The 22,276-nt window shown below is 46.4% G+C and carries 16 protein-coding genes; 15 read left to right on the forward strand and 1 reads right to left on the reverse strand.

The genetic code is table 11. From position 1 onward, the window contains the following. The first annotated feature begins 204 nt into the window (after positions 1-204). The 4 genes from P5G61_RS11595 to nagA all read left to right on the forward strand — a co-directional run bounded on the left by P5G61_RS11595 (position 205) and on the right by nagA (position 2,796). A complete protein-coding gene (locus tag P5G61_RS11595) occupies positions 205-537 on the forward strand; it encodes a hypothetical protein (RefSeq protein WP_301246542.1) in 333 nt (110 codons plus the stop codon). Then, positions 497-685: a GNAT family N-acetyltransferase gene (locus tag P5G61_RS31920; protein WP_363325743.1), complete on the forward strand. Its 189-nt coding sequence runs from the start codon at positions 497-499 to the stop codon at positions 683-685. The genes P5G61_RS11595 and P5G61_RS31920 overlap by 41 nt, the downstream gene beginning before the upstream one ends. A gap of 156 nt (positions 686-841) precedes the next feature. Continuing rightward, positions 842-1,627, forward strand: coding sequence for a DeoR/GlpR family DNA-binding transcription regulator (locus P5G61_RS11600; protein WP_179282962.1), 786 nt, complete (start codon positions 842-844; stop codon positions 1,625-1,627). A gap of 26 nt (positions 1,628-1,653) precedes the next feature. After that, entirely contained in the window at positions 1,654-2,796 is a 1,143-nt protein-coding gene (gene nagA, locus P5G61_RS11605) for an N-acetylglucosamine-6-phosphate deacetylase (protein WP_079349365.1), read from the forward strand. Between the two features lie 345 nt (positions 2,797-3,141). Here nagA and P5G61_RS11610 read toward each other — a convergent pair whose 3' ends face one another. After that, positions 3,142-3,981 (reverse strand): AraC family transcriptional regulator, encoded by an 840-nt coding sequence (locus P5G61_RS11610; RefSeq protein ID WP_301246543.1) that lies wholly within the window; start codon positions 3,979-3,981, stop codon positions 3,142-3,144. Positions 3,982-4,262: 281 nt separating this feature from the next. Here P5G61_RS11610 and P5G61_RS11615 point away from each other — a divergent pair, with 281 nt between their 5' ends. The 11 genes from P5G61_RS11615 (at position 4,263) to P5G61_RS11665 (ending at position 22,242) form a co-directional block, all read left to right on the forward strand. Beyond that, positions 4,263-5,135: a chitosanase gene (locus P5G61_RS11615; RefSeq protein WP_301246545.1), complete on the forward strand. Its 873-nt coding sequence runs from the start codon at positions 4,263-4,265 to the stop codon at positions 5,133-5,135. 87 nt (positions 5,136-5,222) lie between these two features. Next, positions 5,223-7,817, forward strand: a complete 2,595-nt coding sequence (locus tag P5G61_RS11620) for a metallophosphoesterase (protein ID WP_301246546.1) — start codon at positions 5,223-5,225, stop codon at positions 7,815-7,817. A gap of 349 nt (positions 7,818-8,166) precedes the next feature. After that, positions 8,167-9,588, forward strand: a complete 1,422-nt coding sequence (gene leuC, locus P5G61_RS11625) for a 3-isopropylmalate dehydratase large subunit (RefSeq protein WP_301246548.1) — start codon at positions 8,167-8,169, stop codon at positions 9,586-9,588. 32 nt (positions 9,589-9,620) lie between these two features. Then, entirely contained in the window at positions 9,621-10,238 is a 618-nt protein-coding gene (leuD, locus tag P5G61_RS11630; protein WP_076288982.1) for a 3-isopropylmalate dehydratase small subunit, read from the forward strand. 275 nt (positions 10,239-10,513) lie between these two features. Then, positions 10,514-11,920 (forward strand): N-acetylmuramoyl-L-alanine amidase family protein, encoded by a 1,407-nt coding sequence (locus tag P5G61_RS11635; RefSeq protein WP_301246550.1) that lies wholly within the window; start codon positions 10,514-10,516, stop codon positions 11,918-11,920. A gap of 258 nt (positions 11,921-12,178) precedes the next feature. Further along, a complete protein-coding gene (locus P5G61_RS11640) occupies positions 12,179-13,591 on the forward strand; it encodes an N-acetylmuramoyl-L-alanine amidase family protein (protein ID WP_301246552.1) in 1,413 nt (470 codons plus the stop codon). Positions 13,592-13,626: 35 nt separating this feature from the next. After that, positions 13,627-14,310, forward strand: a complete 684-nt coding sequence (locus P5G61_RS11645; RefSeq protein ID WP_301246553.1) for a GerMN domain-containing protein — start codon at positions 13,627-13,629, stop codon at positions 14,308-14,310. 72 nt (positions 14,311-14,382) lie between these two features. Next, entirely contained in the window at positions 14,383-17,121 is a 2,739-nt protein-coding gene (locus P5G61_RS11650) for an S-layer homology domain-containing protein (RefSeq protein ID WP_301246554.1), read from the forward strand. Positions 17,122-17,284: 163 nt separating this feature from the next. Next, positions 17,285-17,980, forward strand: a complete 696-nt coding sequence (gene nth / locus P5G61_RS11655) for an endonuclease III (RefSeq protein ID WP_024630586.1) — start codon at positions 17,285-17,287, stop codon at positions 17,978-17,980. A 23-nt stretch (positions 17,981-18,003) separates the two neighbouring features. After that, positions 18,004-18,276 carry a hypothetical protein gene (locus P5G61_RS11660; protein ID WP_024630585.1) on the forward strand — a complete coding sequence of 91 codons (273 nt, stop codon included), beginning with the start codon at positions 18,004-18,006 and terminating at the stop codon, positions 18,274-18,276. Positions 18,277-18,570: 294 nt separating this feature from the next. Further along, a complete protein-coding gene (locus tag P5G61_RS11665; RefSeq protein ID WP_301246556.1) occupies positions 18,571-22,242 on the forward strand; it encodes a dynamin family protein in 3,672 nt (1,223 codons plus the stop codon). Positions 22,243-22,276 lie beyond the last annotated feature (34 nt).

Genomic DNA, 22,276 nt, shown 5'->3' on the forward strand with positions numbered 1-22,276 from the left:
GGATAGAAGACGTGATTGTTTAACCCTTAATGAAGATATGGCAGCTCTGGTTTCAGGGCTGCTTTTTTCTATTTTGCGCGCCTAGCCAAGCTAGACAACTAACCGGTGAAAGTCCGGTCGAGGTAAGAGCTAAGTCGCCTCGTAGCTGACGGGCAACTGGTGGAGAAATTCTAAGGTTGAAGCCCCCAGCAAATCAAAGAGTCTATGATGTCTTACTCTCCCGTTGATTATCATCAACTTTTAGAAAAATCCTTACAAGATATTGAATCTGAAATCGAGCAATTTATTGTTCTTAAACACTTTATTCAGAAAACGCTTAAGGAACACAATGAAATGCAAAGTAATGCAGGCTCAAATTATCAAATTAAAACCTTGGATACTCGACATATGAAGAAATGGACTGAATTCAAAGAAGAAGAACAAATAAATGCAAGAAATCTTTATGAAAAAAGGGTTCAACTACCCAACTCATTTGAATCGGATCTACATTATTTATATGACATGCCGAAACCAAGGCACTGGCCAGCTTGTTCTTAGTTGGGCTCAAGATTTCATTTATAATCATCCGGAGTTTGAGCAATTGACTTTACATGTGTCAGACAAGAATAAAGGTGCAATTCATTTGTATCAAAAGGCTGGTTTTTGTATTGAAAAATCAAAAAAAATTTTTAGCAGTCAATCTTAACTTATGAAGACGTTAACAGATGTAAATTCATCTGGCTAACGTCTTTTTTATTGAACGGTTAGGAATAAATACTTGAACTAACTTAAGATTTACTTATAATCACTTGCAAACACTTGAAATTACACTTATAATTACTTAAAAGGAGGTGCAAGTATTGTGTATCAAGAGGAAAGATTGTTAAAAATACTCGAATACTTGAAACAACACCAATCGATGAGTGTTACAGATATATGTACGCTGTTTGAAGTATCAAGGGATACTGCACGAAGGGATATTGTTAGATTAGTACAAGAAGGTGTTGTGATTCGAACTCATGGGGGGCTATCGTTACCTGAGTTACAGAAAGAAATGCTGTCTTATCAGGATCGTTTGATTGATGAATCCGAGAGTAAGAAAAAAATAGGGAAGTTTGGGGCAAAACTTATCCAAGACCATGAGACTGTGATTTTAGACGTATCAACCACGGTGCAATTTGTAGCGGAACAAATTAGCGCAAAAAATTGCACGGTGGTCACGCACTCGATTGATAACGTAGGGATCTTGTCCAATCGAGAGGATCTTCAAATCTATATTCTCGGTGGTTACTTGAATGTAAAGCACCGCTTCTTATATGGCTCTTCCATTATCGATAAACTAAGTGAAATTCGTGCTGATAAAGCCTTCATTGGAGCATCGGCGATCCGGTCTGATGGACTCTATTATCCATATGAAGAAGATGCCCGGGTAAAGAAAGAAATGGCCAGAAGATCTGATCAGGTTATCGTAGTAGCCGATCACACAAAATTTATTGGCAAATCTATTCATCGGTTGGACTTTGATTTCGTTGACATTTTAGTCACAAATCTGGAACTCCCGAGTGAGATCAGAGAAGTTCTGGATCAGAAGAACATCACTGTTATTGAGTGTCAGGAAGAAAATGAAGAGGTTCGAAAGCAAGACTGATAACCATAGGGAAGAGGAGGGTTTTTATGTATTATATTTTGCATAATGTACAAATGGCACTTCGCAACCGTATCGTTCCATCAGCCAATGTGTGGATTTCTGAAGGGAAAATCATGAGGATAGACACAGGTGATCTTCCTACGCTAGAAGGAGAGTATGAACGGATTGATGGGAGAGGACATTTGCTAGTACCTGGGATGATAGATGTTCATATCCACGGTGCCAATGGCTTTGATATGATGGACGGTACTGAAGAGAGTATTCAAGAAGTTTCACGCCAATGTGCTTCAACTGGGTGTACCTCATTTCTGGCTACATCTGTTAGTTCTACGATGGAGGATCTTCTGGAAATGATTCGTAGTGTCAAGCGTGTAATAGGACAAGAAGTGGGAGCAAAGATCGCAGGGATTCACTTAGAGGGACCGTATCTGAACCCGAAGCGAAAAGGAATGCAGAATGAAAAGTATTTGCGGCATCCCAACATAGAAGAAATGAAGATCATTTTCCAGGAAGCAGGGTCACTCATTAAGATGGTTACTATTGCTCCCGAGCTGCCGGGAGGAATGGACTTGATTTCCTTTTTGAAAGAACAGGGAGTAGTTATAGCGATCGCTCATTCGGATGCCACATATGAGGAAGCCAAACAAGCCTTTACATCAGGTGCGAGTCATGTTACGCATTGTTTTAATGGCATGCGGCCGATCCATCATCGAGATCCGGGTCTGATCGTGGCTGCTTTTGAAGAGAAACATGTAAGTCTTCAAGCTATTGTGGATAATGTCCATCTGCATCCTGCTATTATTCGACTGATGCATAACCTGAAAGGACCGGAAGGAATGGTCTTGATCACAGATGCTTTACAAGCAATGGGTATGGGCGATGGGAATTATCTATTTGGAGGCCATCATGTCACGGTATCGGGTGGCATTGCAAGACTGGAGGATGGAACACTGGCCTCCAGTACAGTTACCATGAATGAAGCCTTACGTTATACTGTCGAAACCGGAATTCCCTTGATAGATGCCGTACAGATGGCTTCAACTACGCCGGCCAATATTCTTGGATTTCAACAAAAGGGGGAAATTTCCTCTGGTTTCGATGCCGACCTGGTCCTATTGGATGATGAATTTCAGGTTCTCTGGACGATGGTGGGTGGTCAAATTCTATAAATCACTATTATTTGCGATTCCACAGCGAAAGCCGTGTATAACTACCTTGAATCAAAAGAATGAAGCACGTAATAAGGAGAAGAATGGCTACCAATAATGCACCGTCATATACCGAACGGTACGTACGGTGGTGTGAGAGGTAGGGGGCTTGACGCCCCCTCCTACTCGATTATGGGTATTTTTCAAAAGGTATCCATAATGGCGAATGAGTATATGAGGTAATCTCACTAACCGGAATGTTAATATCCTATCGTTATACTATGTCGGCAGGGTACGATACTATAGACGGGGGAGAGATTGGGAATTTTATTTTCTCTAATGATTGCTATTCCAGTGATTTTGCTATTAAGACTTAAATTGTTTGCGGAAGCAAAGCGGCGAGATGCCCATCATTAACTTGAAGGTTCGTCCAAAATGGGAGGTGTTATCAAACCCAACCATTCCCGCAATTTCAGTAACATTAAAAGAAGAGCCAACCAGCAAATCACGCGCTTCTTTAATACGGATGTTATTAATATATTCAATGAAGCTGAACCCGGTGGATTCTTTAAAGGTTCGAGAAAGGTAGGAAGAGCTTATATCGAATTGCCGTGAAATCTCACAGAGCTTAAGTGGTTCCATATAATGTTGATTTACAAAATTAACGATGTCCAGGACTTTCTTGTGTGCACGATTGGATTCCACCAATGGAGCTGCAAGGCTGTCAAACAGTTTACGATTAAGATTGATGAGCAACTCCACCAATAAAATTTGTTGGTACTGTTCATAGCCGCGGGCTTGCTTCTGCTCCTCCTGGATCATCTTCTGAAAAAGCTGTTCAATGAAATACTGATCCTTCCCGGTCATGTTCAAAGCGCGGTAATCACTTTTGAACAATTCGAGCAGTTCCTCACATTGACCGCCGGTGCACAAATGCTGCAGGAATTCTTTCTTGAACAGCAGTGTAACACGTTCATACATATTGCAGCCGGAATTAACCAGCTTGTGCCTTTCGTGAATATCCATAAATAGCAGTGTCCCACCCGCAACCTGGAATGTTCTGTCCCCTATAAAGTAATAAAAATCTCCTGATATTAAATACAGAATCTCATAAGCATCATGATAGTGGCTTGAAGGCATGCTGGTATATATCTGTTTCTTGCGGCTGATGTCAAAAAGAGTAGATTCATAAAATATCGGCTTCATTTAACACCTCCTAAGAGGATTGTAGACTTGAATTACAGCATGTAGCAATATATGTATAAAAATTTAATGATTACAAGAGAATACGTGCTGTTCAGACAAACTTTTTGAGATAAGCTTGAAATGAATTTACCAAGTGTTGGAAAAAGGAGGGGTGTCATACTCAGATGTTTGAGGATAAGGTTCATAAGGTTCCCTACTGCCAAAAGTTAAAGCGCTTATACTATTAAAATAAGGGAGAGATTGCGGTGCTTAATTCAACGAATAATAAGGTTTATAAGAAGATGAAATTTTCATTGTTGATCCTGCTCAGCTTTTCAATTATTTTTTCTTATAGCTCTCTGTCCAATGCCTCTCAACAGAAAAGTTATGCGGCAGGGAACCCGGATTCTAATTTCTCACCGGCAACACTTCAATTCTTGCGTGTCAACACAGGACTGGATGGTGAGCAGTGGAACAATATTATGATGCTTGTCAACAAACCAGAGCAAGACGATTTGAACTGGACCAAGTTTTACGGATATTGTGAAGATATTGATGATGACCGCGGTTATACGATTGGAATATTTGGTGCGACTACAGGCGGCTCAAATGACACCGATCCTGACGGTCCAGAACTGTTCAAGGCATATGATGCTGCCAAAGGCGCGAGTAATCCTTCGGTTAATGGCGCCCTGTCCCGGATCGGTGTCAAGGGTTCGATGAAAGGGAAGATCCTCGAAATCAATGAAAGCGAAAAGAGTTTCTGCAAAAAGATCGGCAATTTGCAAAATGATCCCGAGTGGAGAGAGGCTATGTGGAAAACGTTCTACAATGTCTATATTAAGTACAGTGTGGATCAGGCCCGCAAACGCGGCTTTAACTCGGCATTAACGATTGGTTCCTTTGTGGACGCAGCGCTGAACCATGGAGCGACCGGCGGCTCCGAGACCCTTCAAGGGCTTTTGGGTAAATCAGGAAGCAGCACAGATGAGAAGACTTTCATGACCAAATTCTATAAGGAACGGACCAAGATTGTGGATACGAATGACTACAACTCTCCGCCTAACGGGAAGAATCGTGTAAAGCAGTGGAGCAATTTGCTGAATATGGGTGAGACAGACCTGAAGAACGCAGATTCGGCAGTACGTCAAGTTACCGACTGGGAACTCAAGTAACAGGAATGCAAGGGTAGCAGAACCGCCGTTCTTCTCGGTAGCGGCGGTTCGATGATAGTGATTTTAATGAAGAGGGAGATGGGCCGAATGGATAAAAACCAATCTTATCCTTATCTCAAAAACAGATTTTCCAAGGTGATCAGTCTAATGGTTATAGGTATGCTGCTTGCGATGGAGTTGACCGGTTTTGTCTCAGCAGGAAGGGAAGGAAATGAGGAAGATCTTGCAAGCAAAGCAGCTGCAGTTCAGGAAACGATTGCCCAGTGGATTTTTAAAGACAAAGGCGAGAACGGAATATTTCCGGCTACCGGAGGGGTATATCAAACGGCTTCATCCATTCGTGATGTAGGAACAAATACAGATGCGTACACCTATGAGTCAGGTGAGAACAGTGTACGCAACCAGGGCTGGCATGAAGGAACGGGCATTAAATACTGGGTGGCCACGCTTTCAACCAAAGGCTTCGAAGCTATCTCCCTTTCTTCACAGCAAACTTCTTCAAGTACGGGACCCAGGGATTTTAAGGTACAATACAGTACGAATCAGCAGGAATGGACAGATGTCTTGGGCGGTAAACTGGTTCTTGCCCAGAACAATTTTAATTGTGCCAATAATTCCTGCAAATTAACGAACCTCGCTTTGCCTGCGGGAACAAAAAATCAAGATGTACTCTATATCCGCTGGGTGGTAGACTCTGTGAAAAGCGTAAGCGGAGGAACGGTATCCAGCTCAGGCTCAAGCAGAATCAAGGATGTAGTCATTAAAGGAACACGCAGCAGTGGCGAACCTGGGGACACTCCCACACTTGAGGTAAGCAAAACTCCCGCTTCAGGAGCTGCAGATGTTTCTCTTAACGCAGAGGTTACAATAAAGTTTAATAAAGCGATCAGTCTCAACAGTGGTTATCAAGTTGTAATCACGGAAAACAGTGTGCCTCTTAACAACATCTCAGCCTTGCTGCTCGACCAAAATACGATTAAAGTCAGCCACCCTAATTTTACTTCCGGCAAAACTTACAAGGTGACCATGCCTAAAGAGCTTCTTAAGGGGACAATGGACGGCCGGACACCGGACAACGATATTACCTGGAGCTTTAAGACAAAGTCTCAGGACACCGGCAACAAAACACCAACGCTGCTGAACATGACTTTTAATGGGGATCCAAAGACAAGTATCGCCTTTGACTGGTATACAGCTGAAACCGTTAGAGGTACAGTAGTGCAAGTGGTAGAGGCTTCCAATGCGGGAGGAAGCGAGTTCCCGGAACAACTGGCGACTTCCTATGAGGGAAGCTCAACAGTTATTGAAACCTTAATGACGTCAGGAGACAGAAGTTCCAAGAAGTATAAAAAGTTCGCCAGTCATAAGGTTATCGCAAGCGGTCTCAAGCCTGGAACCAAGTATATGTACCGGGCTGGTAACGGTGATGCGGACGGCTGGAGCGAGACAGGTTCTTTTACCACGGACAAAGCGAATAATCAGGATTTTCATTTCCTCTATGTAACCGACACCCAAGGCTCCAGCAAGTCGAATTTCGATCTGTGGCAGGATACTTTTAAGAGAGCTATTGAGAAAACGGTAGATCCCAAGTTTGTTCTTCTTACAGGGGATCTAACGGATGACGGTGATCTGGAGCAGCTGTGGCAGTGGTTCTTGGGTGTGCCGAAAAAAGAATTTGCCAATGTGCCATTTGCGCCGATCATCGGCAATCATGAGATAGAGGATTATCCAAATAATAACTTCTATAACCATTTTAATCTTCCAAAAGACGTCGGAACGGGTGCTCATGACGGGTCGGTGTATGCTTTCGAATACGGCGATGCCTTGTTCATGCAAATCAATTCCCAGTACGAAGGGGAGGTCAAGCCTTACAAAGCGGATATTCAATTCACGAAGCAATTGGAATGGATGCGGAATCAGGTGGCAAAGACCGACAAGAAGTGGAAATTCGTCTCTATGCATAAGGGAGCTTATTCTTCAGGGGATAATGCTTCGGCAGAAAGTGAACGGGTAGAATTTTACCGAAAATATCTGATTCCTGTATTTGATGAGCTGGGTGTGGATATGGTGTTTGAGGGACATGACCATATGTATATGAGGTCTTTTCAAATGCTGAACAACGTTCCAATTAAGAATGTCATTACCGATGAGCAGGGAAATGTGCTGAATCCTAAAGGGACTGTATATCTAATGGGTAACTCGGCCGCTTCGAAATTCTATGCTCTTAATCCAGACGCAGACACGTTTTTTGCAGCAAAAAACGATCAGCCCAACAAGAAAATGTTTGTGGATGTTTCCATTACAAGCGACGTGCTGAAATTTACATCCTACACAGCAGTTAAAGATAAACCCCTTGCCGTCTATGATACTTATAGTATTAAACGGACTGACGTAAAACCCGGCACAGTTCAAAATCCAAGCGCAGTAAAACAGTCAGCGAACCGTGCAGTTCTTTCGTGGAAAGCGCCAGCAAATAGCCCCGAGCCGGTGCGAGGTTACCGGATTTACGAGAAGAATGATAAAGTCAGCACGAATTGGAGCGTGTATGTACCGGCTGTAAGCGGTCAGACGAGTTACAGCTATACATTAAACGGCATCGATTCTTCCAAAGCCTACAATTTCGTTATCAAAGCAGTGGGGACAAGAAGTAATTCGCTTCCAGCAGAGGCAGGAATGCAATGAATGGATAGATATGGGGAATACGGACGTATGGAACAGGCGAGATGTAGTTATAGTAGCCCTGGTAACAGGGCTGCTTTTTTCTATTTTGCATAAAAAGCATTGACAGGGAAGAAGATGGAACGTAGTATAAGCTTATATGATAATGATAATTGTTATCAATTGAAACCTCTGCGTATAGCTGTGGTTTATTTGCTTTTGCCTCATTATAGGTTAAACCTATTACATCTATAGATATTATATCTTGGAACAATGAAGGACAGGGTGATATATTTATGTCATTCAAGAGCTTCACTTTTAGAGGAACAACGGAGGCTCTTCCAAGGACCGAACTTATGATGAGGTGAAAATGATGAGTAAAAAAACGATGTTTGAGAAAATTTGGGAAAATCACGTGATTCATCAGGAAGAAGGCAAACCAAGCATTTTGTACATCGATCTGCATCTGGTGCATGAAGTAACATCGCCACAGGCGTTTGAAGGTCTGCGTCTGAGCGGCCGTAAAGTCCGTCGCCCTGAACTGACGTTTGCAACAATGGATCACAACGTTCCAACGAAGGATCGCTTCAACATTACGGATCCAATCTCCAAACAACAAATCGACACACTTTCACAAAACTGCCGTGACTTCGGCGTAAAATTGTACGATCTGGATACCATCGATCAAGGTGTTGTACACGTTATGGGACCAGAACTGGGCCTGACTCATCCAGGTAAAACGATTGTATGTGGCGACAGCCACACATCCACACATGGTGCATTTGGTGCACTCGCATTCGGGATCGGTACGAGTGAAGTAGAGCATGTTATGGCAACCCAATGTTTACAACAAGCCAAAGCCAAAACAATGGAAGTTCGTTTTGTCGGCAAACGTAACCCGGGTGTAACCGCGAAGGATATGATTCTCGCAGTCATCGCCAAATACGGTACAGACTTTGCAACAGGATATGTTATTGAATATACGGGTGAATCGATCCGTGAACTGAGCATGGAAGAGCGTATGACCGTCTGCAACATGTCCATTGAAGGTGGAGCAAGAGCGGGTATGATTGCTCCGGATGAAACCACATTTGAATATCTGCGTGGACGTGAATACGTACCTGCCGATGGCAAATTTGATGAAGCGGTTGCTGCCTGGAAAGAGCTTGTAACTGACGAAGGTGCTGAATTCGACCGTGTCGTTGAAATCGATGTGGAATCATTGATTCCGCAAGTAACTTGGGGTACTAGCCCAGGAATGGGAACAGACATTTCTTCGAAAGTTCCTGTCCCGGCTGAACTGCCAACAGAAAACGAACGTAAAGCAGCTGAAAAAGCGCTTGAATATATGGGCTTGGAACCTGGAACACCAATCTCCGAAATTCCGATTGATTATGTATTTATCGGTTCATGCACCAATGGACGGATTGAGGATCTGCGCGCTGCTGCACAGGTAGCCAAAGGTCACACCGTATCCAGTAATGTTACAGCGATCGTTGTTCCAGGCTCGGGACGTGTTAAAATTCAGGCCGAAAAAGAAGGTCTGGATAAAATTTTCACAGAGGCTGGATTTGAATGGCGTGATGCAGGATGCAGTATGTGTCTGGCAATGAACCCGGATGTACTGAAACCAGGACAACGTTGTGCTTCGACTTCCAACCGTAACTTCGAAGGACGTCAGGGACGCGGAGGACGGACTCACCTCGTATCTCCTGCAATGGCGGCAGCAGCAGCGGTTAAGGGACACTTCGTAGACGTACGTGACTGGAATTTCAAAACGGAAGCAGCTATCTAACATAGGAACGGATTGAAGGGAGAACGAACAAAATGGAAGAATTCAAAACACTGCAAGGCATCGTTGCACCGGTAGACCGGGTCAATGTAGATACAGATGCAATCATTCCGAAACAATTTTTGAAACGGATTGAACGGACCGGATTTGGACAATTTTTGTTCTACGAATGGCGTTTTGACGAAGAGGGCAACAACAACCCTTCCTTCGAAATGAATAAACCTCGCTACGAAGGTGCATCTATTCTGATCTCACGCGCCAACTTTGGCTGTGGATCTTCCCGTGAGCATGCTCCATGGGCGATTATGGATTACGGATTCCGTTGCGTAATTGCACCATCCTATGCCGATATCTTCTATAATAACTGCTTCAAGAACGGGATTTTGCCGATCAAGCTGTCCGAAGAGCAGGTTGAAGATCTGTTCCAGCGTACAGCGACACATGAAGGCTATGAGATGAATGTGAATCTGGAAAACAAAACGATTACAGATGCATACGGGCTGCATATTGATTTTGATCTGGATGAGCATCGTCGTCAATTCCTGTTGCAAGGACTGGACGATATTGGTCTCACACTTCAACATGATGACGAAATAGCAGCTTACGAACAACGCCATGCGGCTAAATTGTTTGGACAAACGGCCTCAGTCTAATCTTTCATCTGTATTTCGTATATCAAACCTCCAATCGTGCAGGGAACTTCACCGTTCCTTGGGTCGAATTGGAGGTTTTTTTGCATTTGGCAATAATGCAATTCTGTCTTCGAGTTGCAGGGTATTCCGACTAAATATGACAACGTTGTAACCGGATGGAGTGACAATATCTGATAAACTGATTAGTAGATTATGGAAGGGTAGATAGAGTCGAGTGCTGCATCACAGCGAATTAGATCGAAGGTTCAAAAGACAAACAGAATGGTGGTTGATGTATGAAGAAATGGTCGGCAGCAGTCTTTGTTTTTCTGTTCCTGTTTTTATTTCCTGTTATGGCAAATGCCGATTCGTCTCCCTCGATTGTGCTGGACGGTGTGACCATTAATCAACAGTCAGGAGCTCCGGCCGAGAATATTGGCAAAACCGTGATGGTGCCCATCCGAATCGTTTCTGAAAACCTCGGTTATCAGGTGAAATGGGAGAAAGCCACCCAGACCGTTCGTATTCTCAAAGGCAACAGCAGTATCCAGATGACTGCAGGTGAAGATGCTGCCACGGTAAATGGAAATCAGGTAACGCTCGATTCACCGCCTCTTATTAAACAGGGAACTACACTGGTTCCGTTACGATTTGTCGGTGAAGGCATGGGTCTGCGTGTGGGATGGGACAATGGAACCAAGACCGTAAGCCTAGCCAGCATCCCTCCTGTAGCAGATACGGAAAGTGAAATTGACCCCGTGGAAGCTCCTAAGCCGGATGGTCTGTCTGAGCTTCAAAGCATCACCTTCGGCGGAGATCGTTTGATCCTGGCGACGAACGGGAAAATCACACCGAAAATTTCCAGTCTAAGCGGACCCGATCGGATCATCGTAGATCTGCCTGACACCACATTTGCCAAGGAGTTCATCCAGGGACAGGCTACCATTCCGGATGGCAGCGGAACTCTTTTGGTTACGGATTCATCACTGGTTTCCAAGGTGCGATATGCAATGTTTAGTCAAACACCTTCAACGGTACGTGTGGTCCTCGATCTGAGTCAGGCGGCGACTGCGAAATGGTCACTGGGCGAGAACAATGTGTTGCTTGTTGATCTTGCGGTGAGTAATGGAGAACCAATTAGTCAGCCTGCTTTGCCAACCAATGATGGCAAAAAGGTCGTGATTATTGATCCGGGACATGGTGGACGACAGTCGGGGGCCGTCAGTGTGACAGGCGCCTATGAGAAGGATTTTAATTTGGCTGTGGGACTCAAAGTTCAGGCGCTTCTACAACAGCATACGGAGATTCAGACGGTGATTACAAGGCAGGATGATACGGAATTATCACTGCAGCAACGTGTGGATATCGCTCAACTGAATCAGGCGGATATTTTTGTGTCGATCCATGGAAACAAGTTTACAACCCCTGTCCCTAATGGAATTGAAACGTTGTACAGTCGTAAAGAAAGCAAGGATTTGGCCGAGATTTTGCACAAGCATGTGTTGCCAATTACGGGATTTAAAGATCGGGGAGTCAAAACGGCAAGTCTGCATGTAACCCGTGAAACAACGATGCCAGCAGTTCTGCTTGAACTCGGATTTCTGAGTAATCCTGCGGATGAAGCATTGATGCTGACTGAAGAGTATCAGAACAAATGTGCACAGGCCATCGTAGACGGAATTGTTGAATATTTGGGTTTGTAATGTGAGTTGTGCGTAAATGTGAAGGTCAGGGAAGTCCGTTGTTTCGAGATGCTTAATTGATAATTAAAAGAAAATACAGACAATAAAATGTAGAAAAAGCTTGATTTGACAACGTTTTTTTTCTGTTATGTTGGAATATATTCGCAACTTTTGAGAGTACAGGGCGTCTAATAGGTGTCTGGTAATGCCTCAGTGGTCAGTCGGAGCTGAAGGTGCACAACATGCGGCAAAAAAATATGAGAATGGTAGGGGTGAAGGATGAAGAAGTTCGGTTTTTTGGTACTGTTATTTGTCTTTGGGCTCGTTTTCCCGGGCTATAGTCATGCAGCAGCAGATACGCACATTATCCTAGATGGGAAAGAAATTGTGCAGCCTTCGGATGCCAAGGCGGAAATCATCAATAGCAAAGTGATGGTTCCGATTCGGGTTATTTCGGAAAGCCTGGGATATGGTGTGGACTGGAAACAGTCAACAAGCACCGTGACTATTAGCAAAGACAACACTGCCATGCAGATGATTGTTGGACAGAAGACGGCAACGGTGAACGGCAGTAACGTGAGCCTGGATGCCCCGCCACTCGTGAAAAATGGAACCACACTTGTGCCCTTAAGGTTCATTGGTGAGCAAATGGGTCTTAAGGTGGGTTGGAACAATACAACGAAGACGGTAACATTAGTTACCCAGAATTCTGGTTCCGGAAACGGGACAACCACTCCTCCGAGCTCAGGCAACGATGGTGGGGGATCGAATCAGGATGGTCTTGTACTGGTGAACGGCATCAGCTTCAGTGACAACCGCTTTTTGATTGCAACTAGCGGAAATACGAAGCCGAACGTCTTCACGATGACAGGACCGGATCGAATCGTTATAGACTTGCCAAATACCGCATTCGCTGATTCTTTCAGTGAAGGACAAGCTTTGGACAGCAACCAGAATGGACAACTTGTTGTCAGTGGATATCCGGATGTGTCGAAGATTCGTTATTCCTTGTACAGCAACAGTCCCTCGACCCTTCGTTTTGTCATTGATCTGAGTAATGCCAAAGGTTATGACGTGCAAAGTGACTCTGGTCTAGTTATGATTGATCTGAACAAAGAAGGCACTACAACGCCGCAACCTCCTGTTGGAAACAACGGCAAAAAAGTTGTTGTTATAGACGCTGGACATGGTGATCAGGACCCAGGAGCCATCGGTGTAACCGGCAAGAAGGAAAAAGACTTCAATCTGGCAATGGCTCTGAAAGTGGAAGCATTGCTGAAAAAAGAATCCAACATTGACGTTGTGCTGACGCGCAGCGATGATACATTTTTGGCTTTGAGTGAACGAGTAAAGATCGCAGAAAAATTGAAGGCAGATATCTTTATTTCTATTCATGCGAACAGCGGGTCTGCAGCGGCAAACGGAGTGGAGACTTACTACACCCGTTCGAATAGCAAGGCACTGGCTACGGTGATGCACAAGTATCTATTGCAATCATCTGGTTTGAAGGACCGCGGAGTAAAAGCGGCAAGTCTCCACGTAACCCGTGAAACAACGATGCCGGCTGTTTTGCTGGAAGCCGGTTTCCTGAGCAACAAAAGTGATGAAGCGGCATTGTTCACTGAAAGCTTCCAGAACAATGTAGCCAAAGGGATTGTTGCAGGGATCAAGGAGTATCTGGGAATTAAATAAGGGTTCAGCCCTTATGATCAGGAGGCGGAGTTAGAATGAACAAAAAATTATGGATTGCAGCGCTGCTCGTAACGGTGATGACAGTTGCTGCTGGATGTGGAAGCAAGCCAACAGCTGCTCCAGCTCCAAATCAGACTCAAGGTGCGGGAGCAGAGAATAACGCGTCTGACGATCAGAATGAGACGGATGTTACTGATCCCGTGACTGTGGCACCGGAGGACACAACAACAACGACACCGGGTACCACAGAAGGCAGTACGGAGGGCACAACGACTTCGTCGGATGGAACTACTTCGGAGAAGCCTGGGACTTCCGAAAGTAATGAGAAGAAGACCATTGATGTGTACTACACAGATCTGGAAGAGTTGGAATTGCACAAGGCATCGGCAGAACTTTCTTACGCTTCGGATGATGCCAAATACAAAGCAGCGTTTGCAGCGCTTCAACAAAGCAAGGACGACAAACTCGTTCCGCTTTGGGCTAAAGAAATTGAATTGAAATCGGTTCAGTTCAAAGACGGTGCACTTACCCTCGATATCCATATGCCGGACACAGCACGTCTTGGCGCAGGTGGCGAAGTGTTTGCCATCGATGCTTTGAAGCAAACGTTCTTCCAGTTTGACGAAGTCAAATCGCTGGATTTGCTGGTAGACGGCAAACAATCGGAGAGTTTGATGGGCCATGTGGATCTTGAGCATCCAATGACACGATCCGAATAGGTTGTACAGCATGTTGTTTTACCGTGGATCTGCGGAATATCGGCCGTTTTACATGAGAGAGGGGAATCATAGGTGACTTTTAAATATAACAATCCATCACACTCTAAAAAAGTAGTTTCAGCCGTGCTTGCAGGCATGATGGCCCTTAGCGCCGGCGGAGCTGCCTTGGCAGCAGAATCAACAGATACGGGGCAAGACCAGACTGCAACTGTAAGCAACACAGCTGCACCAACCGGTTTGTTCAGTGATATCAAGGTCGGATACTGGGCAGAGAAACATGTGTACAAGCTGGCCTATCAAGGCATTCTTCTCGGTAACAACGGCCTGTTCCGTCCGGGAGACGCGGTAACGCAGCAGGAAGCTGTGACGATGGCGATCCGTTTTACGAATAAGGAGAACCAGTTGAACGACAGCACGGCTACGGCATTACCGACAAATATGGAAGTGGGAAACTATTTCAAGCCATATGTCGCTTTGGCGCTTCAACTGGGACTTATTGATAAAACCGAAGAATCCACAGTGGATGTGTCCAAAACATCCTGGGGACAAAAACCGGCATCACGTGAATGGATTACGAAATTGCTGATCCGTTCTTTGAACAAAGATGCTGAAGCGAAGGCGCAAAACAATCAATCTACCGGATTTGCAGATAATGATAGCATTTCCGAAAGTGGCAAAGGTTACATCAATCTGGCTGTAAGTCTGGATCTGGCCAAAGGTGTAGATGGTAACAAATTTAATCCAACCGGTTCTGTAACCCGTGCTCAACTCGCAACATTTTTCAGCCGTGGCGAAACGTTAACGGATACGAAGTATCCGAACACAGCCACAGGTTATGTTACAGGGTTAAAAGATGGGCAGATCACGTTGGTGGTAGACGGAAAAGCCGTCAACTTTGCAGTGAACAGCAGTACGCCTTACTTTACAAAAGACAGTGAATCCCGTGCGTCGTCTGCGGATGTGAAGCTGTATACAAAAGTTCAGGTTGTAGGCACTACCGGTACGGCTTCTTATGTGGAAGTGGTTGATGCTACACCGCAGGTGGAAAGCGTTGAAGGTACGTTTGCTCGTTCATTGTCAGGTAATAAAATTGGCTTGTTTGTAGGCGAGAATTACGAAACATACGGCTACGATGAGGCAACGGCATTTATCGATCAAAACGGAAATACAATCAAACTGTCTGATATTACAACAGACAGCACCATTGAAGTACAGCGTGAGACGTTCTCGGCTGACAAAAAGACAGTCGTTATTCGTGTGAAGTCCGGTATTGTCAACAAAAGTGATAGTGGTGTTGTTGCTGAAATAACAACTTCTGCCAAAACCATTAAGCTTACCAATGCAGCCGGAACCACTGAGCAATATACCTATAACGATAATCTGATCATTCGTTACCAGGACCGAATCCTTTCCCTGGCTGAGCTCAAAGCGGGAAGTGCTGTGAAATATACGGTGAAAGACAGCATCCTGCAAACGATCGAATTGTCGCAAGGTGTAGAGCAGTCTTTACGCGGTACACTGGTGGAGATTGGTGGTAACCAATCCACACTGACGTTTAAACGTGAAGGTGGATCGCTGGAAGCGAAGCTGCTGGCAGAAAAGCCGGAAGTGGTCATTAACGGAATTCAGGATGCAACGCTGAATGATCTGATTACAGACGCAACCAATGGAGATCAGGTTGAGCTTACGTTAAATTCTGAAGATCGTGTGACACGCATTCAAGTGATCGGACGTCAGATGGAGCCTATGAACGGGGTTTCCGTTGTATCCTACAACAGCAAAACAAAAGTATTGACGGTTCTCGACAGCAATAAAAAACCGTTTGTGTTCACGCTGGATGACAAAACGAAGCTGGACTACAACACATCGAAGCCGACACTTGCTGGATTGGAGTCTTTGTTGAATGATGGTCGCAAATTGGATCTGACGTATGTGGGAACTCGTGCGCTATCTGTTAAAGTAATCTACAAATACGAAGGCACAATCAGCAGTATTGATACTTCGGGCAAAAAAATCAGTTTGTTGTCTGGAAACCAAACGATTACTGTGCCGTACTCTACGGTTCCAACGATTGAGATCTACAACAAATCTGGAGCAAGTCTGAGTGACTTGAAGATCGGTGATAGTGTCACAGTTACGCTGGGTTCGAATCAGGACTATGTGCAAAAAGTGGCTTTGAACACCGTTGCTCAATTTGAAGTAGTCTCTGTAGAGACGAATGGTCGCGTTCGTGTAAAATCGGATTCGCTGACAAGTCAGTTTTATGTCGATCAAGCGGTGCTGACAGGAGAGAGCGGTCAGACCATTACGGCATCACAGTTGACAGTGGGCAATTTGATTAACGTAACATTTGAGGGAACTACACCTAAAGCAGTTCAGGTAGTTAAACGCACGCTTGCAGAGGTGACATCTGTCGATGCTTCGTCAGTCACACTGAAGCTGTTTAACGGTCAGAGTGAGACGGTTCCTGTTAGCGGGGCTGTAAAAGTGGTCAAATCGGGATCTACGTTAACCACGCTGGGCAGCCTTACCGTAGGTGACCGTGTTGAAATGACGAAAGATACGGATAATTCGACTCGTTTCAGAGTGTTAACGGTTATGAGCAAGCAGTTCTGGTCTTATGATGGAGTCGGTAATCAGATTTTGGTTAAACGCGAGTCTACTTCGGACACGAATTATCGTTTTGCACTGGGTACAGGCGCATTTGTTCACCAGGGTGACAACACTTTAAGCGTGCAATCTCTCAAAGATAATGATAATATTGTATTGTATCTCCTGAACAACGTTGTTTTGGAGATCCAAAAACAGTAATCGTTTCTTTTCGAGGATCAAAAGAATGACCGTCTTGATGCGGGATCTTTCCCGTATCAGGACGTTTTTTTTGCAAGATTTTTGGGGTCCCCGCAAAGTACTCGAAAGAAGCTTCGAAGTAAGGCTCCACCGCGTGGGGTCATTTTGTGGGAGGTAGCTCTTCATGAATGCAGCCACTGTTAGGCATATACTCGATACAATGGAAGCGATGTTTCCTGATGCACATTGCGAATTAAATCACAGCAATGCGTTTGAATTGACTGTAGCCGTCCTGTTGTCTGCCCAGTGCACCGACGAAACGGTAAACAAGGTAACCGCAGACTTGTTCCAAAAGTACACCAGCCCTGCCGATTATCTGGCTGTCCCTCTCGAAGAGTTGGAACAGGATATCCGGCGTATCGGCTTGTACCGAAACAAGGCCAAGCATATTCAGAACATGTGCCGAATTTTAATAGAGCAGTATGGCGGTGATGTACCGCAGGAACATGATCAGCTTGTGACGCTCCCTGGTGTTGGGCGGAAAACTGCAAATGTTGTGGTATCCAATGCATTTGGAGTTCCGGCAATTGCGGTGGATACGCATGTTGAACGTGTATCCAAAAGGCTGGCACTGGCAGGTTGGGATGACTCCGTACTTGAAGTCGAGAAAAAACTGATGAAGCGCGTACCCCGGGATGAGTGGACTTTAACTCATCATCGGATCATATTTTTTGGACGCTACCATTGCAAGGCACAAAACCCTCAATGTCATATCTGTCCATTGCTGGACATATGCAGGGAAGGGAAAAAGCGTATGAAAACGTCCCAAATCAGGAAAGATAAGGAACGTGCCACAACCCCAAAACGAAAAATAAATTAATGAGCAGAAGAGGATGAGTAATCATGAAATGCATTTCCGTGTACACTGACAATTTTGAGGCCTTCTCCGATATTTTCGAACAAATCGTTGAACAGGAAATGGCTGAAAACGAAGAAAAAGAAGTAGAAGGTATCACTGTAAGTCATTCTGGCGATGTGCCTGAACATTATCTGGAGCGTATGTCCACGAAACCAGAAGTAGTTGTCATGAGAGACAAAGGTCGTGACATTACGATTTTGCAGCATGGACAAGTATTTGAAATTTTGCTGCCTTCGATGGAGAATGCTGTTTCTTAAGAGATTTGAAATAAGGAGCTGTGCTGCTTCGATGTCCATAGGGTAATCCTTTTGAATGTGATCCCCATGGGCATGGACGCAGCAGGCTTATGGAATACAATCGATTTGCAGATAAAACCGACAGGATCGGTTTTATTTTTTTATGTGGAGAATGGCTAAGAAACTGTTCTTTTGTCAGCGATCTTGCGATTGACACCGTTCAATTTCAAACTTGATAATGGTAAAATAAATGGATTATAAGATAAAGACATCGGACGAGATGTCAAATTAGAGGAGCCAGGGGGAAGGCCAGTCATGTCCAGAACAGATTACCCAGTAGAGATGGCCAAACCTCTGCTTCCACTGCGAGAAGCAATGGAGCAGACAGGGGACCATACAGCTGTACAGGCTTTAACGGATTTGATCAGTAAGGCGGAAATGAAACAGTTAACGATTGCGTTTTGTGGACACTTCTCGGCAGGCAAATCGAGTCTAATTAATAGTTTATGCGGCAAGCGGGTTTTGCCTTCGAGTCCTGTACCTACAAGTGCGAATGTTGTATCCATCCGTAACGGTGAGCCGAGAGCACTTATTTATACGTCATCAAACGTAAGCGCTGACAATTCAGGGGGAGTTCTTGAGGTTTCTCCGGAACAATTGGAGGAGTATTGCAAGAATGGCGGGGCATACACCTCCATTGAAGTATGGGATGATATCCCCCTACTGAAAGATGATGCGGTATTACTTGATACACCAGGCGTGGATTCGACCGATCAGGGGCACAGCCTAGCAACACATTCAGCACTACATCTTGCCGATGTGGTGTTCTATGTGATGGATTATAACCATGTACAATCGGAAAGCAACCTTTCTTTTGCCAAAAGTCTATCGGATTGGGGCAAGCCGTTGTTTCTTATCGTAAATCAGATTGACAAACATCGGGAACGGGAGCTTTCGTTTGACCAATATGTTGAAGGTGTAGAAGCTATTTTTGCAGCTTGGGAAGTCCGGTATGATGGTCTGTTGTTTACTTCACTTCGGGACAGTGAGCATCGTTACAACCAGTGGGAGCAGCTTCCTCAACTGATTGAACATATGATGAAGGAGAAGGAAGGGTTAATCAGGCACAGCCTTGCAAGCTCGGCGATTCATGTGACGGAGCAGCATCTGACAAGACAGGCGGAAGAACGCGAAGAGGAAGAGACTGCGCTCCTGGAGGAAGTTGGGGGCAAGGAAGGCATTGAACGCTTAGAACGGGAGCTGGCTCTTCTGGATCAAAAGGAAGCAGAGCTTCGTTCCAAACCATCGCGTGAACGGGAGAAGTTTCGGGCGGAGTTGGAACCTCTTCTGGCGAATGCGAACCTGACCCCGGCCGATATTCGCACCTCTGCCGCGGCTTATTTGGAAAGCCGTAAACCCGGCTTCCGGGTAGGCTTATTGTTCTCTGGTGGCAAGACCGAGCAGGAGAAACAGCGTCGTGCTGCTGAGCTTGTGAGACTTTTGCAGGATCAGGCCTCGGGACAAGTGGAGGTGCATATTCGTACCATGCTCAGAAAGCTGGGTGAAGCCCATCAGCTGTGGGGCGCTGAGTGGGAGCAGGCGCTGAACGCGGAGCTGCCTGCAGTAGATGAAGCACTTCTGGAGATGAAACGAAGCGCCAGTGCAGAGGTGTCTCCCGAGTATGTGCTTCAATTCAGCAAAGATATACGGGGCGAGATTGAGACCCGTTACCGCAGGGCGGCCATGATGCTGGCCGACCGCTTGCTTGAAGCGCTGGGCGCGCAGGGCGAAGCCGCGCTCCAGGCGCTGGACGCCAGCCGCGCAGCGCTGCTGGCGCAATCCGCGTCGGCGGCGCGCTATACGGCGCTGCAGCGCGCCGCCGACGCCGAGGCAGCAGGGCTGCGCAGCCTGCTGCCTCCTGCGGGCCCCCTCACCTCCGGGCTGTTGCCGGAGGTGCAGGGCCCGCCCGTGCCCGCGCACGAGCCGGGCGAAGCTCCCGGCCCGCACACGGGCACGGCAGAGTCTGTGGCTGCGCAGCCACAGACTCCAGGGGCACCGCCGCCGCGCAAAGCGGCGGTGCCTGGGCAGCCGGCGGCTGGCGCGCAGCGCCGCCGGCGCCTGGACGCAGCGGCGGCACGGCTGGAAGCCGCCGCTGCGCTGGTAGAGCCGTACCCCGCCATGGGGTCGGCGGTACGGGATCTGCGTGCACGCGCAGCTTCGCTTGCGGGCGGCACGTTTACGCTGGCGCTGTTCGGAGCGTTCAGCGCCGGCAAGTCCTCCTTCGCCAACGCGTTGCTGGGCGAAGCCGTATTACCGGTCTCGCCGCATCCAACGACAGCGGCAATAAACCGGATCATGGCTCCGTCCGGTGGCGCCGAGCATGGAACAGCCCGGGTCCGGATGAAGACCCCGGACGCCTTCCAGGAAGATCTCGCGTATTCCTTCCGTTTGCTCGGACTGGGCGAGCCTGGGGGAGACTGGCAGAAGCGGGTCAAAGCCCTTTCACCACAGGATGTGCATCCGGCGGGGCGTCCGCATTACAGTTTTTTGCAGGCAGCCGCAGCAGGGTGGGAGGATACTGCAGATCAACTTGGCCAGGATGTGCTGGTAGATCTGAACGGATATCGAAACTTTGTTGCCAATGAGAAGAAGTCTTGCTTTGTAGACAGCATTGACCTGTACTACAGTTGTGATGTGACAGAACAAGGTATTGTACTTGTGGATACGCCGGGGGCTGACTCCGTGAATGCCCGTCATACGGGCGTGACATTCAATTATATGAAGAATGCGGATGCACTCATTTTCGTAACGTACTACAACCATGCCTTCTCTCAGGGAGACCGCCAGTTCCTGAATCAATTGGGACGAGTGAAAGACAGCTCGGCAATGGATCAGATGTTCTTTGTAGTTAATGCGAGTGATTTGTCTTCCTCTGAAGAGGAGTTGGAGCAGGTACTTGACCATGTGAGCACACAGCTGCGCAGTAATGGCATTCGGGCACCACGTCTCTTTCCGGTATCCAGCATGCTGGCGATGGAAGGCAAGACGACCAACGATGCGACATTACTGGAGCAATCCGGCTTTATTCAGTTCGAGGAAGAATTTAACCGGTTTGCAGGAAGAGAGCTTGCGGATCTTGCGGTCGGTGGAGCTTCTGAAGAGATCGCACGGGTGATCAAACGTCTGAAGACACGTGCCGAGGATGCAGCTCAGGGGGAAGAGGTTCTACAGAGACGTCGTGATGAACTGGGCTCAATCCAGGAACAGTCACTTCAGAGGGTACATTTGCTCGAGGAACGGTCCATGAAGGCGGAATTGGCTCAGGAAACGGCAGAACTGCTCTTCCATGTGCGGCAGCGTCTGGGCTATCGTTTTGGTCTGTTCATGGCAGAGGCATTCCATCCGTCCGTTCTTCGAGAGGATCGCGGGAATCTAAAAGCAGCCTTCGCTGCCTGCGGACGCGAACTGCTGCGCATGATTGCCATCGAACTGGAACAGGAACTGCTCGCGACCACGCTTAGACTCGAACAGGCTGGTCAGACTTGGCTGCACAAGCAAGTGAACGAATGCATAGATGATTTGAAACGATTTTCCGGGGGAATGGATCTGTCATTGCCTCTGAACGAACGCTGGAGCACACCTGTGCTGGAAGAGGTGCGTTTGGAAGAACCTTCGGGTTGGAAAGCATATCTGAGTTATTTCCGTAATCCGAAACAGTTCTTCGAAGGGGAGGGACGCCAGCGGCTGCAAGAGGCGCTTGATCCTGTTATTAAACAGATGGTGATCGATGTTCTGCCTGCTGCAGAGAATAAGCTGGTTCAATTCTATGACACCCAGCTTGAGCAGTCTTTGCAGCATCAATCCCGTCAATTAGAAGAGAGACTTGAGGAAGCCGTAGGTGCCCTTCATGAGACACTGACCAGTGGAATTCCTGCCGAAGAATGGGAGAGTCTATCTAACCAACTGGGGCAGATCGAACGTGAATAAAAGGGAGTCAGATCCATGTCTGTATGGAAACGGT

This window comes from Paenibacillus vandeheii (genome assembly GCF_030433635.1).
GTDB classification, from domain to species: domain Bacteria; phylum Bacillota; class Bacilli; order Paenibacillales; family Paenibacillaceae; genus Paenibacillus; species Paenibacillus vandeheii.

What these genes read in the sequence shown, in the direction of transcription:
- P5G61_RS11595 (WP_301246542.1), top strand. Translation starts at nt 205, where the DNA reads ATGATGTCTTACTCTCCCGTTGATTATCATCAACTTTTAGAAAAATCC.
- P5G61_RS31920 (WP_363325743.1), top strand. Translation starts at nt 497, where the DNA reads ATGACATGCCGAAACCAAGGCACTGGCCAGCTTGTTCTTAGTTGGGCT.
- nagA (WP_079349365.1), top strand. Translation starts at nt 1,654, where the DNA reads ATGTATTATATTTTGCATAATGTACAAATGGCACTTCGCAACCGTATC.
- P5G61_RS11610 (WP_301246543.1), bottom strand. Translation starts at nt 3,981, where the DNA reads ATGAAGCCGATATTTTATGAATCTACTCTTTTTGACATCAGCCGCAAG.
- P5G61_RS11615 (WP_301246545.1), top strand. Translation starts at nt 4,263, where the DNA reads ATGAAATTTTCATTGTTGATCCTGCTCAGCTTTTCAATTATTTTTTCT.
- P5G61_RS11620 (WP_301246546.1), top strand. Translation starts at nt 5,223, where the DNA reads ATGGATAAAAACCAATCTTATCCTTATCTCAAAAACAGATTTTCCAAG.
- leuC (WP_301246548.1), top strand. Translation starts at nt 8,167, where the DNA reads ATGAGTAAAAAAACGATGTTTGAGAAAATTTGGGAAAATCACGTGATT.
- leuD (WP_076288982.1), top strand. Translation starts at nt 9,621, where the DNA reads ATGGAAGAATTCAAAACACTGCAAGGCATCGTTGCACCGGTAGACCGG.
- P5G61_RS11635 (WP_301246550.1), top strand. Translation starts at nt 10,514, where the DNA reads ATGAAGAAATGGTCGGCAGCAGTCTTTGTTTTTCTGTTCCTGTTTTTA.
- P5G61_RS11640 (WP_301246552.1), top strand. Translation starts at nt 12,179, where the DNA reads ATGAAGAAGTTCGGTTTTTTGGTACTGTTATTTGTCTTTGGGCTCGTT.
- P5G61_RS11645 (WP_301246553.1), top strand. Translation starts at nt 13,627, where the DNA reads ATGAACAAAAAATTATGGATTGCAGCGCTGCTCGTAACGGTGATGACA.
- nth (WP_024630586.1), top strand. Translation starts at nt 17,285, where the DNA reads ATGAATGCAGCCACTGTTAGGCATATACTCGATACAATGGAAGCGATG.
- P5G61_RS11660 (WP_024630585.1), top strand. Translation starts at nt 18,004, where the DNA reads ATGAAATGCATTTCCGTGTACACTGACAATTTTGAGGCCTTCTCCGAT.
- P5G61_RS11665 (WP_301246556.1), top strand. Translation starts at nt 18,571, where the DNA reads ATGTCCAGAACAGATTACCCAGTAGAGATGGCCAAACCTCTGCTTCCA.